This window comes from Acinetobacter sedimenti (assembly GCF_022601685.1).
Classification (GTDB): domain Bacteria; phylum Pseudomonadota; class Gammaproteobacteria; order Pseudomonadales; family Moraxellaceae; genus Acinetobacter; species Acinetobacter sedimenti.
Window position 1 is genome coordinate 17,855 of record NZ_JAKUML010000012.1, and the last position, 13,669, is coordinate 31,523.

General features: G+C 42.0%; 12 protein-coding genes and 4 tRNA genes. 9 read left to right on the forward strand and 7 right to left on the reverse strand.

Going from position 1 to position 13,669, the window contains the following annotated elements; genetic code table 11:
• Positions 1-70 precede the first annotated feature (70 nt).
• From MKI79_RS08445 to MKI79_RS08480, 8 genes are all read left to right on the forward strand, one after another.
• Positions 71-727: a hypothetical protein gene (locus MKI79_RS08445; RefSeq protein ID WP_241572045.1), complete on the forward strand. Its 657-nt coding sequence runs from the start codon at positions 71-73 to the stop codon at positions 725-727.
• Positions 728-745: 18 nt separating this feature from the next.
• Entirely contained in the window at positions 746-1,123 is a 378-nt protein-coding gene (locus MKI79_RS08450; RefSeq protein ID WP_241572047.1) for a hypothetical protein, read from the forward strand.
• Positions 1,124-1,177: 54 nt separating this feature from the next.
• The gene (gene argJ, locus MKI79_RS08455) at positions 1,178-2,398 is read left to right on the forward strand and encodes a bifunctional glutamate N-acetyltransferase/amino-acid acetyltransferase ArgJ (RefSeq protein WP_241572050.1); all 1,221 of its coding nucleotides are present in this window, start codon (positions 1,178-1,180) and stop codon (positions 2,396-2,398) included.
• A 290-nt stretch (positions 2,399-2,688) separates the two neighbouring features.
• Positions 2,689-3,750 carry a quinolinate synthase NadA gene (gene nadA / locus MKI79_RS08460; RefSeq protein WP_241572054.1) on the forward strand — a complete coding sequence of 354 codons (1,062 nt, stop codon included), beginning with the start codon at positions 2,689-2,691 and terminating at the stop codon, positions 3,748-3,750.
• A 128-nt stretch (positions 3,751-3,878) separates the two neighbouring features.
• Positions 3,879-3,955, forward strand: a tRNA-Pro gene (locus MKI79_RS08465).
• Positions 3,956-4,011: 56 nt separating this feature from the next.
• Positions 4,012-4,088 (forward strand) — tRNA-Arg (locus MKI79_RS08470).
• Between the two features lie 34 nt (positions 4,089-4,122).
• Positions 4,123-4,198 (forward strand) — tRNA-His (locus tag MKI79_RS08475).
• Between the two features lie 71 nt (positions 4,199-4,269).
• A tRNA-Pro gene (locus MKI79_RS08480) sits at positions 4,270-4,346 on the forward strand.
• 132 nt (positions 4,347-4,478) lie between these two features.
• Here MKI79_RS08480 and MKI79_RS08485 read toward each other — a convergent pair.
• The 5 genes from MKI79_RS08485 to ompR all read right to left on the reverse strand — a co-directional run bounded on the left by MKI79_RS08485 (position 4,479) and on the right by ompR (position 9,104).
• Positions 4,479-4,709, reverse strand: coding sequence for an OmpA family protein (locus tag MKI79_RS08485; protein ID WP_274619076.1), 231 nt, complete (start codon positions 4,707-4,709; stop codon positions 4,479-4,481).
• A gap of 235 nt (positions 4,710-4,944) precedes the next feature.
• On the reverse strand, positions 4,945-6,198 hold the full coding sequence (locus tag MKI79_RS08490; protein WP_241572055.1) for a diguanylate cyclase domain-containing protein: 1,254 nt from the start codon (positions 6,196-6,198) through the stop codon (positions 4,945-4,947).
• Positions 6,198-6,740 carry a YfiR family protein gene (locus tag MKI79_RS08495; RefSeq protein WP_322111816.1) on the reverse strand — a complete coding sequence of 181 codons (543 nt, stop codon included), beginning with the start codon at positions 6,738-6,740 and terminating at the stop codon, positions 6,198-6,200. The genes MKI79_RS08490 and MKI79_RS08495 overlap by 1 nt, the downstream gene beginning before the upstream one ends.
• A gap of 158 nt (positions 6,741-6,898) precedes the next feature.
• Positions 6,899-8,305, reverse strand: coding sequence for an ATP-binding protein (locus tag MKI79_RS08500; protein WP_241572062.1), 1,407 nt, complete (start codon positions 8,303-8,305; stop codon positions 6,899-6,901).
• 37 nt (positions 8,306-8,342) lie between these two features.
• Positions 8,343-9,104 (reverse strand): osmolarity response regulator transcription factor OmpR, encoded by a 762-nt coding sequence (gene ompR, locus MKI79_RS08505; protein WP_241572066.1) that lies wholly within the window; start codon positions 9,102-9,104, stop codon positions 8,343-8,345.
• A 528-nt stretch (positions 9,105-9,632) separates the two neighbouring features.
• Here ompR and MKI79_RS08510 point away from each other — a divergent pair.
• Positions 9,633-11,972: a Tex family protein gene (locus MKI79_RS08510; RefSeq protein WP_241572070.1), complete on the forward strand. Its 2,340-nt coding sequence runs from the start codon at positions 9,633-9,635 to the stop codon at positions 11,970-11,972.
• Between the two features lie 77 nt (positions 11,973-12,049).
• Here MKI79_RS08510 and ybeY read toward each other — a convergent pair whose 3' ends face one another.
• Together ybeY and MKI79_RS08520 are read right to left on the reverse strand one after the other, a co-directional pair.
• Positions 12,050-12,526 carry an rRNA maturation RNase YbeY gene (gene ybeY, locus MKI79_RS08515; protein WP_241572072.1) on the reverse strand — a complete coding sequence of 159 codons (477 nt, stop codon included), beginning with the start codon at positions 12,524-12,526 and terminating at the stop codon, positions 12,050-12,052.
• The gene (locus MKI79_RS08520) at positions 12,516-13,649 is read right to left on the reverse strand and encodes a PhoH family protein (RefSeq protein ID WP_241572077.1); all 1,134 of its coding nucleotides are present in this window, start codon (positions 13,647-13,649) and stop codon (positions 12,516-12,518) included. Before MKI79_RS08520 ends, ybeY begins: the two co-directional genes overlap by 11 nt.
• Positions 13,650-13,669 lie beyond the last annotated feature (20 nt).

Consider the following 13,669-nt stretch of genomic DNA (forward strand, 5'->3'; position numbering starts at 1 on the left):
GTGCTTTGAGTGGAAAGCGTGTATGTACTGAGATGAGAAACCAAAGTGAAAGATGCTCAAGTGAAGAGCGATGACTTTGCAATACAAGTTAAAGACTTTGCAAGATGAATTAAAAGGTTTATCCATGAAATTAAAAAGCATGAAACTTAAAAGTATGAAATTAAATACCCTGTTGACCAGTTTGGTTGTTATTTTACCAGTAAGTATGACGAGCTTCGCCAATGAGCCAGTCGCCAATACTACAGCGGATACGACAATGACTGTTCCAGTCAGTGTGCCTACGGTTCAGTTTGATGAGCAAACGAGTGCTGATGCTGTGACTGCAAATGTTGCGCCGTCAATTGAGGAGGCGACAACATCGCCATCAATGACTGTCAAAGCTGCAACAGTACAATCAGCGACAAGCTTGCCAAATGTACATGCGACACAAGACCGTGAAAATACAGTATTTGTCAGCCCTCGAACTGGAATGCGTTATTCTGTAAGTAATCCTTCAAACCGCAAAATTATTTTCCAAACGGAAGGGCTGAAACCCGTTACCGCCCAAAATGTAGATCGCATTCAAGCGACAAACCCGATGATTTCATCAGAAAGTCAGCAACAAGCAAAACAAAAACTATTAGATTTGGCAGGCATACAGCCAACGCCAGTGCAAGCACCAGCCAGTCCAGTTGCTCCTGAAACACAAACGGTAGCGACAACATCTGCTCAGACAGATGCACAATAACCTGCCATTGGTGATCGTGTGAGTCAGCTGAAAGTTTTGTTGATATGTGTTGGTGTGATACTTAGCGCATGTCAGCAGAACACTGTGCTTGAAAATGCACAGCCACAAGTAGATAGTTTGCATTATCAATGTGATGAGCAAGTGCAAATCAAAAAGCAACAGCTCGATGAGCAAACGATTCGCATTGAAGTGTCTGATCAGCTATTTGAGTTAACACGCTTTGATGCACCTGATAAAAGCCAAAAATATTATAGTAGTGAACAAGGCTTACAGCCTGAGCACGGCTTACTTTGGATTGAAAGTGAGCAAACTGCCACGCTCAAAAGCTTGATGCTCGATCATACTATCAAAATTGAAGATTACCCTGTAATCTATCAATGTCAGCAAAGCATCTAACACTTTTCGCTGTATATCCAATTTCTCAAATATCATATTTTTAAGGTCAATCTCATGGCAGTTGGTGACGTGTCTTTTCCAAAAATGCATTCTATTGCAGGTTTAACGATCGGAAGTAGTGAGGCTTATGTACGCTATGCCAATCGTCGAGATATGGTTATCTTTGAGATTGCTGAAGGTGCTAGTGTCGCGGGTGTATTTACCCAAAGTGCCTTTGCCGCTGCGCCTGTGATTTTATGCAAAAAGCATTTATTAGAAAATTCCATCCGTTACTTGATTATTAATACAGGCAATGCCAATGCGGCAACAGGTCAGGTAGGTTTAGAGAATGCACAGAAAACCTGTGAAAAACTTGCGGAATTATCAGGTGTTCAGCCAAATCAGATTTTGCCTTTCTCTACAGGTGTGATCGGTGAGCAGTTGCCGATTGAGCGCATGCTTCAAGGTGTACAGCCTGCATTAAATAGTTTGAATGCGGACAGTTGGGAAGATGCAGCCTATGGCATCATGACCACAGATACGACACCAAAAGGTGCCTCTGAGCAGTTTGAGTTGGATGGTGTGACTTACTCAATGACAGGTATCAGCAAGGGTGCAGGGATGATTCGTCCGAACATGGCGACCATGCTGAGCTTTGTAGCAACCGATGCACCGATTAGCCAAGTGCTTGTGCAGAAGCTTTTATCCACGACAGTCGAGCAGTCGTTTAACCGTATCACTGTAGACGGCGATACCTCGACCAATGACTCATGTATTTTCATTGCCACAGGTCAAGCGGGTGGTGCACAGATTCAATCTGAAACTGACTCACGTTATCAAGTCGTTCTTGAGGTGCTGTCACGGATTATGCTTCGTTTGGCGCAGTTGATCATTCGTGATGGTGAAGGTGCAACCAAGTTTATCACTGTCAAAGTTGAAGGCGGAAGTGAAACTCAAGAATGTTGTGATGTAGCCTATAGCATTGCGGAGTCACCACTGATTAAAACCGCATTGTTTGCTGCCGATCCAAACTGGGGTCGTATCGTGATGGCGATTGGTAAAGCAGGCGTGCCAAATCTGGATAGCTCGAAAGTGCAAGTGTGGCTTGACGATGTGCAAATCTGTTTAGATGGCGGTGCAAATCCAGACTATCGAGAAGAAATGGGTGCGGCGGTGATGCAACAACAAGAGATTACTATTCGTGTTGATCTAGGTCGCGGCATAGCACAAGATACGGTGTATACATGTGACTTCTCCTACGACTATGTCAAGATCAATGCGGATTATCGTTCTTAATCACCCTCACCGTTGCATATCATACAAGTTGTATTTCAGCGGTTTAACTTGAAATTGTGTAAATACACATCATATCTTGAGTAGTGGGTCTGAAGCATCGCTATTAGTCAGTCCAGTTTTACTGATTTATGCTATGCTTCATTTTCATTTTGTCGTGGTTTTTTACTGCTTCATATAATTTTGTTTGGAATAACCCTGAAAAGCCTAAGCCAAGTGTGCTTTGATATTTACAGCTTCTGTCTGAATATCAGTTTAGTGATCACTCGCCATTTTATAGGATTGATACCTCGATGACCGAAAGTCTGATTGCCAATGATGCGAAAAAAATCGTAGAGCAACATTTGGATCAACTGGGACAACCCAAAGAACACATTCTCTCGTCAGAAGAAAAACAGCATAAATTTGCTTTGATCGCAGAAGAGCTCAAACAGCAAGATGCTGTGCTTGTAGCGCATTATTATTGTGATCCCGAAATTCAAGAGCTTGCAGAGCTGACAGGCGGTTGTGTTTCTGATTCATTAGAAATGGCACGCTTTGGACGTGATCATCCTGCAACGACTTTGGTAGTTGCAGGCGTGAAATTTATGGGGGAAACCTCAAAAATTCTTTCACCGAATAAAACAGTGTTAATGCCAACATTAGAGGCAACGTGCTCTTTGGATCTTGGTTGTCCGATTGATGAGTTCTCCAGGTTTTGCGATGCGCATCCCGATCATACCGTGGTGGTGTATGCCAATACTTCGGCAGCGGTGAAAGCACGTGCGGATTGGGTAGTGACGTCGAGCTGTGCAGTCGAAATCATTGAACACATAGATAGTCAGGGTGAGAAAATTATTTGGGCACCTGATCAACATCTTGGTCGTTATATCCAAAAGAAAACAGGTGCGGAAATGTTACTGTGGGATGGTTCATGTATTGTGCATGAAGAGTTCCGAGCACGTGGTATTGCGCAAATGAAAGCATTGTACCCTGATGCGGCGGTTTTAGTGCATCCTGAATCGCCTGAATCGGTGATTGATATTGCAGATGCAGTGGGTAGTACCAGTCAGTTGATCAAAGCTGCACAAACTTTGCCACATAAGCAGATGATCGTTGCGACAGATCGGGGCATTTTCTATAAGATGCAACAAGCTGCACCTGATAAAGAGTTAATCGAAGCACCAACAGCAGGAGAGGGTGCAACTTGTCGTTCTTGTGCGCATTGTCCGTGGATGGCGATGAACGAGCTCGATGCGATTTTGCATGTGCTACAACATAAAGATCAACAGATTTTTGTTGATGAGGCATTGCGTGTTCGCGCAAAATTACCACTCGATCGAATGCTCGATTTTACAGCGAATATGAAGCGATAGTTTTGTATTTTTAATAAACATTCGATTGTAAATACAATGCTTTTTTGAACTTTGCTATTGACGAGATGCGGTACGAAGCCTAGAATGCACACCGTACCGCACATCGTGCGATATAGAAAAGCTGAGATCGGAGCATAGCACAGCCTGGTAGTGCACCTGGTTTGGGACCAGGGGGTCGTAGGTTCGAATCCTACTGCTCCGACCATTTATTATGGAATAAAGTCGGCGAACTTATCGCATGATCTAAGTGTCATCGGTGTTGCGCCTGTAGCTCAGTTGGATAGAGCATCCGCCTTCTAAGCGGATGGTCACAGGTTCGAATCCTGTCAGGCGCGCCATTTTTTTGGTGGCTTGTACATTTAAGATGTGATGGTGGATGTAGCTCAGTTGGTAGAGCCCCGGATTGTGATTCCGGTTGTCGCGGGTTCGAATCCCGTCATTCACCCCAAGTTTTTAAGACTACGTTTTAAGATTAAGTTTTTTAAATTTGAAAAATGCTTTTTAAAAGCGTACCAGTTTCGGAGCATAGCACAGCCTGGTAGTGCACCTGGTTTGGGACCAGGGGGTCGTAGGTTCGAATCCTACTGCTCCGACCATTTAAATATAGTAATTCAAAATAACATGATCCGCTTAAATGCGGTTTTTTTATGCTGAAATTTTATAGACATAAAAAAGCGAAACACTAGGTTTCGCTTCTTTTTGAATGATTTGAAGTGAATAATACTAAATCATGGCACGATGATAATAGAAACACGACGGTTTTCACTGCGTCCTTCTTCAGTGTCGTTAGACTTAATTGGTTTGCTTGAACCATAACCTATAGCTTGTATGTTATCTTTTGAAAAGCCATGCTTTAATGCGATGTTGGCGACACTCTGAGCTCGTTGTTCAGAGAGTTGATGGTTAAATTCTTCTGAACCGATGTTATCGCTATGTCCCTGAACTGAGAGCTTTTCTATTTTTTAGTTTATTGCTCAATTCGGCGACTGATTGTTTTTGTTCTGGAAGAAGTTCGTGTTCTGATGTTTCGAAAAGTAAACGTGATGGTAGGTCAAGTATCCAACCTTCATCATTGGTATAAATAAATCCTTCTGTTTTTAACACTTTTATTTGAGATTTTTTAACCCTTCAAGCCCAGTACATGCACTTAGTATGGTGCTAGCTAAGAATAGAATACTTAAAAATTTTAAATGCTTATTCATTATGGGCTTCCATGGCTTCAGGTTTGTACTCGATAATTGCCCAATGTGTTAGGCTATCTTTGGCTCGATACATGGCTTGGTCAGCGAGATGAACCAATTCACTAGGGTTGTCAATGTGTTTGCTTAACGCAATTCCGATACTAAAGCTATAATGAATAACCTCATCAGAGAACTTGATAGGGTGATCAGTAGTTTGAATTAGATTTTGAACCACCACAATTGCTTGAGAAGAGTGTTCAATATTTGTGAGTATTACAGCAAATTCATCACCACCTATTCGAGCAACGAAGTCATCGTCACGCAGGCTATATTTTAGCCGTCGAGCCATTTCTTGTAATACATAATCGCCTGCTTGATGACCATATTTATCATTAATCAATTTAAAATCATTGTTGTCAATGAATAGTAGAGCGGATTTCTTTCTAGACTCTAACTTTTGATAAATTTGATCTAGCTTTTGATAAAAAAATGCTCGATTGGGCAAGTGTGTTAATGAGTCGTGTAATGCTTGCTTTTCGAGTGAAATGTTTTGTGCTTGGAGCTGATGATCCCACTTTTGAATCTCATCTAAAAGTTCGTTAAAGCGTTGTGAAACTTTATTGAATTCTGTAATTTTACCTTTGGATACACGCAAATGAAATGCGCGTTGATCGGAGATTAAATCCGTTGTTTCTGCTAGGGTTTTAAGCGCATGATTGATGCGTAGATAATTTATTCGACTGCTAATTAATATTATTACAAAAGCAACCAATATACATACCATAAAAACCATAAGTAATAGGTTAATAAAATTTGTTAATGGTCGAAGGCTAATAATAATCTGTACATAAGCGACAAGTTGATTGTTGTGCTGAATACTAACAAGGCCAATATCATCGGAAATTAGAGCTTCATGAATATGGTCAAGCAGTATAGAGTCATTGATTTCGCTAGGATTGGTGGTTGTGTGTAATATTTCGTGTGTTGGTGATACGACTTTTATGCTTTGTATTGGATACTGTTGCATATATTCATTGATGATTCGAGTAGTGCTAATTCGGTCATCGAAAACAATAGATGCTTGTAGCCGTTCGGCTAACGATTCTGAGATGATTTTTACATTGGATTCAGAATATCTTTTGAATGTATAGCTTGCGATTCCGGTAAAGCCGATAATGCAAGTAAATAAAATAATAAATGATAAAATCAGTTGTGATCGGATGAAATAAGCTTTTAATGAGGTCGAGGATGATTTGAACCATGTCATCACTCCTCTCCTTGATATTTTTTTGACAATAATAAAACTTTTGAATCCATTTGGATTTCAGATTGTTTCAAACTATCCATGTTGATTTTAAATCGGTATTGTTGATTTGCACGATATAGACAAACAGCACTTCCAATTGCACATTGTTCATTTTTTTCAGAAATCGTCAAGGTATGTTGCTTTAGTCCATTGATCAAGCGTTGCTGAACGTCATCAGGAGTATTTACAAAATATAAGATCTGACAGCGACTGGCAGTGGCTTCATTACTCAGGAGTTCGCTACTTTGATGATGTTTAATACTGATATTTGCAGGGCGAATTAAATTTGAAGGTGACTTAAAAATATGATCGCTGATAAATTTTGCTTGACCATCAATCATGCAAAAATTCAATTGAGTATAACTAGGATTCCAGCGGACATAGCTCAGGATGCCATTGATAAGCGAGTCTGCGTGTTCTTCGGCATGTGTGACTATGGGAAGGCAGAATAAAAATAGCATGAACGTGAAAGCGTGAAATCGCTTTCTCATTTCGTAAAGCATTATGCTACCTATCACAAAAATATGGGAAAGAGATAAATTTTACCAAAAATATACATGTGCGTATAGATTGTATATTTGTTTAGCACCATGAAATTGTAAAAAACGAAAAAATTAGAACAAGTATGAAATGGAAATAGTGTGATGATTTGAGCTGAGAATTATTGAATTGGAAGGTAGATGTTTACCTCTAATCCACCATCTTGATGATTGCGTATATCAATATGACCTTCATGAATATCTACAATACGTTTGACGATAGCAAGTCCTAGTCCGCTACCTTGAATAGTACGTGCTGCTTCACCTCGGACAAAAGGTTGCATGAGAGCTTGTACTTGAGATTCTGGGATACCTTCGCCGTGATCGGCTACTCGGATGACGAGTTGTTGTTCCTCGATATGCGCAGACAGATCAATTGGTTCTGCGCCATAACGCTTCGCATTATTGACCAAGTTGCCAATCACTCTTTTTAAAGACATGGTGCGTGCTTGAATGATGGGTAGGGCTTGTGCTTCAAAACGAACGTCAAGTGGTTTAAATTGCACAACAACTTCTTGCAAGATGGCATTAATATCAGTTTCGTGTAGCGGCTCATCTGAACCATCACGCATATAAGAGATGAATTGATCTAAGATCGCATCCATATCATCGACATCATAGATCAATCCTTCTTTAAGAAATTCATCATCAGGCATCATCTCGGCACTCAGGCGAATACGAGTCAACGGTGTGCGCAGATCATGAGAAATACCTGCCATCATAAGACGCCGATCTTGCTCGATCTGTTGCAAGGTGCTGATCATGTGGTTAAAAGACTGGTTAACTTGACGGATTTCTAAAGGACCGTGATTGATTTCTAGATAGGGTGCTTTACCATATTTGCTATAACTATTGGCAGCGAGTTGTAGTCGTTTTAGTGGTCGATTGAGCTGACGTACAAGCGTTAAGACGATGACGATGGTCAATAAGGGAACACCAAAGAACCAACCGATCAGCAGTTCTGGGCTATAATTGGCATACGTTGGTAGTGGTTCCTTGAGCCATTTATCTCCAAGATGCGGTGTTTGTACCCAAAGGCTTGGCGTGGGCTTAAATTGGAAGTACACAGTGACTTTACTGTCATCGAGGTTGAGCTCATCCGCAAGCGCTTGTTCTAAGCGATCGGTAAAAAGCTCCGCAACAAATTTTTCTCGTACATTGGGGTAGAGTTCTGGGTCAGAAACAATGGCGATACCAAGACGTTCATTCAACCAATTATTAAGATTGACCGAATTTTCACGGTAGCTGATTTTGACCTCTTGATAGCTGAGCAGTTCGATCTCTACGCCAAGATAGCGAGCATGTTGTTTGATTTCAGGATAATACAGCGTGCGCCAAAAAAACCACAATGACATCCAAAGACTAAAAAACACCACAATAGATACTAATACTGTGGTGCGCATGGCTGCCGAGCGTGGTTTAAAGCGATCTAAGAAGCGTTCCCAATTCGTCCGTTTTCGATCCTTATACGGTTGCTCTTGATCAAGCACAGATTCGGGCGAGATTGGGTTGAGGTCTTCAGATCGCATAGCAGTTCGTCAATCAGTCCGTGAAAAATTGAAGTAGTTATTCTGCACCGTCTGGTACAAAGACATAACCCACGCCCCAAACTGTTTGAATATAGCGTGCACGTGCGGGATTTTCTTCAATCAAGCGACGCAAGCGTGATACTTGTACATCAATCGAACGCTCCATTGCACCCCATTCACGACCACGTGCAAGATTCATGAGCTTATCACGAGTGAGTGGTTCACGAGGGTGTTGTACTAATGCTTTTAATACGGCAAATTCACCTGTAGTCAGAGTGACGACTTGTCCTTCACGTGTCAAAGTACGTGTTGATAAATCTAACGCCCACGGTCCAAAACTAACTACTTCTAGATTTTGACTTGGTGCACCCGGAACTTCACGGACTTGGCGACGAAGCACTGCACGAATACGAGCAAGTAATTCATTTGGATTAAATGGTTTTGGTAAATAATCGTCCGCACCTGCTTCTAATCCTGCGATACGATCTGAGTCACTACCACGAGCGGTCAACATAATGATCGGGATATCTATATTAGACGTGCGTAGGCGACGGCAAATACTTAAACCATCTTCCACAGGCAACATAAAATCTAAAACGATCAATGAAAATAATTCACGTTGTAAAAGACGATCCATCTGTGTGGCATCGTGTGCAGTTTTGACGACAAAACCTTTATCTTCTAAGAATCGTTGTAATAGCGTTCGTAAACGGACGTCATCATCAACCACCAAAATCCGATCCACTCGATCTGAGTCTGGGCGAGGCACTTCGGTTTCGGCTGGTACAACTAAGCTCATGATGTACTCCTTTTGTTATTGCGTATCATTTCAGTCTTCAAGCACTAATTATCAACCAGTCACCAAAAAAAACTGAATAGACTGAATGCGTTGAGTATAAAGCGAAACTCATTTTCTACACTATGCTCGAATCTTCCAAAAAACACAAATAAAAGTCGAGCTTAGATACCAAAAATAAACAACGAAAATTCAAAACCCTAACGCAATTTTTTCAAAATAATCGGGCCAAATTCGGGGGCTTGCGCAAGATTACTATTTGGGGATTCAAAATCTTGAAATGGGTGCTTATAAAAATAGATTGCTAATCATTTCATTTATTTAAGTCAAGAAGATGACAATTGTCATAAATGGTTGAGTTTCTAAAACGCTTGATGAAAAACATTGGTATTGCTAGATGTGAGAAAAACTGTGAAGTTGTTTACCTAGAATGTTGCAACTATGTGGAAAAAGCATCAGGAAAGGCTTTATTTTCATCTTGGGCTACGTATAATCGTGGACTGATTAAATTGAATGTTGGAATTTCGCTGAATGACTGAAATAGTGCAGCAAATCGCTAAGGAATTAACTGTTCGTCCAGAACAAGTAGAAGCAACTATTCGTTTGCTTGATGAGGGACTTACTGTTCCTTTCGTAGCACGTTATCGTAAGGAAGCAACGCAAGGCTTAGACGATACACAGCTACGTCAGTTGGATACTCGATTGCACTATTTGCGTGATCTATATGAGCGCCGTGACAAAGTCATTGAATCGCTTAAAGAGCAAGAGAAGCTGACCGATGATTTGTTGGCGCGAGTCAATGGCGCAGAAACTAAAAACGCATTAGAAGAAATCTACGCACCCTATCGTCCAAAACGCACCAGTAAATCTTTTAAAGCAAAAGAAGCAGGTTTGGGCGAATTCGCAGAGAAAATCTTAACTACCGAAGTTGAGCCTAAAGACGCATTGGCTGGCTTTAGCCATGAAGACTATACTGATATTGATAGTCAACTGGATGCAGTGCAACACATTATCATTGATGAGTGGGCGCAAAACATCGCACTCACCGCCGAGCTCAAGCAGCTCTTTGCCAAAACTGCAATTTTAAAAAGCGCAGTCGCTTCTGATGAGAAAAAAGAAGTCGGCAAAAAATTCCGTGATTATTTTGAATTTTCAGAAAATTTCAACAAAGTGCCATCACATCGTTTGCTTGCCATGCTTCGTGGTCGTCAAGAAAATGTCTTGGGCTTAAAAGTTGATGGTGAAGATGAACCTGCGTTGGCACGTATCGAAGCCGAATATGATTTGGCTAGTGTTGCACCATCCGCTCGCCAAGACTTTTTAAAACACACAGCAAAATTATTTTGGCTCGCCAAAGTCCGTCCAAGTATTGAGCATTCATTATTGACAGAAAAACGCCTTGCTGCCGAAGCGGAGGCGATGGATGTCTTTGCAGAAAATCTACGTCATTTACTACTCTCTGCACCTGCGGGCTCTCGTACCACGCTAGGTGTCGATCCTGGGATTCGCACAGGGGTGAAGTTAGCAGTAGTCAATGCCTCTGGTGATGTGTTGGCGCATAGCACAATTTATCCTTTTGCACCGAAAGAAGATAAAGCAGGCTCGATTGCTGAACTGGCTCGTCTTTGTCGTGAATTCGAGGTGGATTTAGTCGCTGTGGGTAATGGCACAGCTAGCCGTGAAACAGAAGCAGTCATTGCTGAAATGATGGCGCAAAATGAGGACTTAAAGCTCACTCGTGTTAGCGTAAGTGAAGCAGGGGCGTCGGTCTATTCTGCAAGTGAATTGGCTGCGCAAGAATTACCTGAATTGGATGTGTCGATTCGTGGCGCAGTGTCGATTGCACGTCGTTTGCAAGATCCACTGGCTGAGCTTGTGAAAATTGATCCAAAATCCATCGGTGTGGGTCAGTATCAACACGATGTCAATCAAACTGGTTTAGCGAAAACGCTTGACGCTGTGGTTGAAGACTGTGTGAATGCGGTCGGTGTCGATGTGAATACAGCGTCGCCTGCAATTCTTGGCTATATCGCAGGACTGAATAAGTCGATTGCACAGCAAATCGTAGAATATCGTAAAGCCAACGGTCGTTTTGAAAACCGTGAATGGTTGAAAAAAGTACCTCGTCTTGGCGAGCGTACCTTTGAACAAGCAGCAGGTTTCTTGCGTATTCTGGATGGTGATCAACCGCTGGATGCGTCTGCGGTACATCCTGAAAGCTATGCTTTGGTTGCCAATATTGCAGAAAGCAAAAGCACCACGGTAAAAGACATTATCGCCAATAGTGAAATTATCAGCACCATTGATGCGTCTAATTTTGTTAGCGACCAATATGGTTTGCCAACGGTACAAGATGTACTTTCTGAGCTTGAAAAACCTGGTCGTGATCCACGTCCAGAGTTTCGTACAGCTAAGTTTCGTGAAGATATTACCGAAGTGGCGCAGCTTGCTGAAGGCATGAAGCTCGAAGGTGTCGTTACCAATGTCACCAACTTTGGTGCATTCGTCGATGTAGGTGTGCATCAGGATGGTTTGGTGCATATTTCTGAGTTATCAAATAGCTTTGTCAGTGATCCGCACAAAGTCGTGAAACCAGGTCAAATCGTACAAGTGCGTGTTTTACAAGTCGATGTTGAACGTAATCGTGTCAACTTGAGTATGAAAGCAGAAGGGACGAGTAGCAATCCGAAAGCTGCACGTACCAATCAAGAGCACAGAGGTGAACAAAAACGTCCACCACGCAATGATCGTCCTGAGCAAAAAGCACGTCCGCAAAACAAGCAGGCAAAACCGCAGAATAAACCTCAACCAGCAAAAATTGGTGGTTTCGGTGAGCTATTGCTACAAGCGGGTGTAAAGAAGTCTAAATAAATGGGAATATGTTTCCACTGATAAAAAATCCCCAATCATATATTGGGGATTTTTTTATGATCATGTTTAATGATGAGTTAAGCGATATAAGGATTGTTTATTCCTAGTTTGGCTAAAATCTCAATTTCCAAACTTTCCATTTCTTCAGCTTCATTATCGCCAAGCTCATGGTCATAGCCAAGCAAGTGCAGTACGCCATGTACTAAGAGATGGATAAAATGATTGATCGGCGTTTTTTGCTGTTCCTCTGCTTCCTGTAACACCACAGGAATGCAAATCACCAAATCACCTAGTGGTTGAGCGTCTAACATGTCCAAAATCTCTTCAGGAATATCACTTGGAAAAGACAGCACATTGGTGGGTTTGTCTTTGCCTCGATATTGCATATTCAGCTCGTGACTTTCTGCAAGATCAACGCAAGCAATGCCGATTTCCGTTAGCTCATTCATATCTAAATGTACAAGTGCAGTATCAATGATCTGTGCAAGTGCATCTTCATTTAAAATAAGCTCAGGGCTTTGAAAATCCTGTTGTAGTGCGAGATTAACTGTCACGGGGTTCTCGTTCGGGTAGTTCGGCATCTTCTGCACTTTCGCTTTTTAATCGGTGCTGTGCATCAGCAGCAGAGTCGTTTGCTTCAATCAATGCCATTTGCAAGGCTTTGCGTTCGGCACGTTTTTCTGCACTAATGCGCTGTTGGTGATCATCGAAAACATCGTAGGCTTCGACGATTTTTTGTACCAACTGATGGCGTACCACATCCCGAGAATGGAAGCGTGTGATGTGAATTTCTTTAATTTTTTCCAAAATTCGTAGTGCTTGCGCTAAGCCAGACTGTTGTCCACGTGGCAAATCGACTTGAGTAATATCGCCTGTGATCACTGCACGAGAGCCGAAACCTAAGCGTGTGAGGAACATTTTCATCTGTTCAGGCGTGGTGTTTTGCGCTTCGTCCAAAATCACGAAGGAATGATTTAGCGTGCGACCACGCATATAGGCAAGTGGTGCAACTTCAATGACTTGTTTTTCAATCAGTTTGGCGACCTTTTCAAAACCAAGCATCTCATAGAGTGCGTCATATAGTGGGCGCAAATAGGGGTCAATTTTCTGAGTAAGATCACCTGGTAAGAAACCCAATTTTTCACCTGCTTCTACCGCAGGGCGTACCAGTAGAATTCGTTGAATTTCATTGCGTTCAAGCATGTCCACAGCAGCAGCGACGGCAAGATAGGTTTTCCCTGTACCCGCAGGACCGACACCGAAAGAAATATCACTTTGCAAAATACGCTGTACATAACGACTTTGGTTTGCGCCACGTGGATTGATACGTCCTTTGCGAGTTTGCAAATACACATCCATCGGAGCTTCTTCCAGCTCTTCACCGACCAGTTCAAAGTCACGTTCGGTTTGACTGCCTTGAATGATCAGGTGAAGTCGATCGGCGCTGATATTTTGTGTGCTTTCAGATTCTTCAAAAAGACGTTGCAAAATGGCTTCAGCACGTTCTACCTGAGGCATGTCACCTTCGATAAAAAAGCTGTCGCCACGATGCGAAATATTGGTTTGGAGTCTTTGTTCGATCTGTCGCAAGTGGGCGTTATATGCGCCCAACATGCTTTTTAATTGTTCTAATGGAATGCCTGCGAATTGTACTGTACGACGAATGGTGGCAGTCAAATGAGAATCCTTTTTGAAGT

Coding starts and splice junctions, on each gene's coding strand:
- MKI79_RS08490 (WP_241572055.1), bottom strand. CDS start 6,198: ATGACATGGTTCAAATCATCCTCGACCTCATTAAAAGCTTATTTCATC.
- MKI79_RS08500 (WP_241572062.1), bottom strand. CDS start 8,305: ATGCGATCTGAAGACCTCAACCCAATCTCGCCCGAATCTGTGCTTGAT.
- ompR (WP_241572066.1), bottom strand. CDS start 9,104: ATGAGCTTAGTTGTACCAGCCGAAACCGAAGTGCCTCGCCCAGACTCA.
- MKI79_RS08445 (WP_241572045.1), top strand. CDS start 71: ATGACTTTGCAATACAAGTTAAAGACTTTGCAAGATGAATTAAAAGGT.
- MKI79_RS08510 (WP_241572070.1), top strand. CDS start 9,633: ATGACTGAAATAGTGCAGCAAATCGCTAAGGAATTAACTGTTCGTCCA.
- MKI79_RS08495 (WP_322111816.1), bottom strand. CDS start 6,740: ATGCTTTACGAAATGAGAAAGCGATTTCACGCTTTCACGTTCATGCTA.
- argJ (WP_241572050.1), top strand. CDS start 1,178: ATGGCAGTTGGTGACGTGTCTTTTCCAAAAATGCATTCTATTGCAGGT.
- nadA (WP_241572054.1), top strand. CDS start 2,689: ATGACCGAAAGTCTGATTGCCAATGATGCGAAAAAAATCGTAGAGCAA.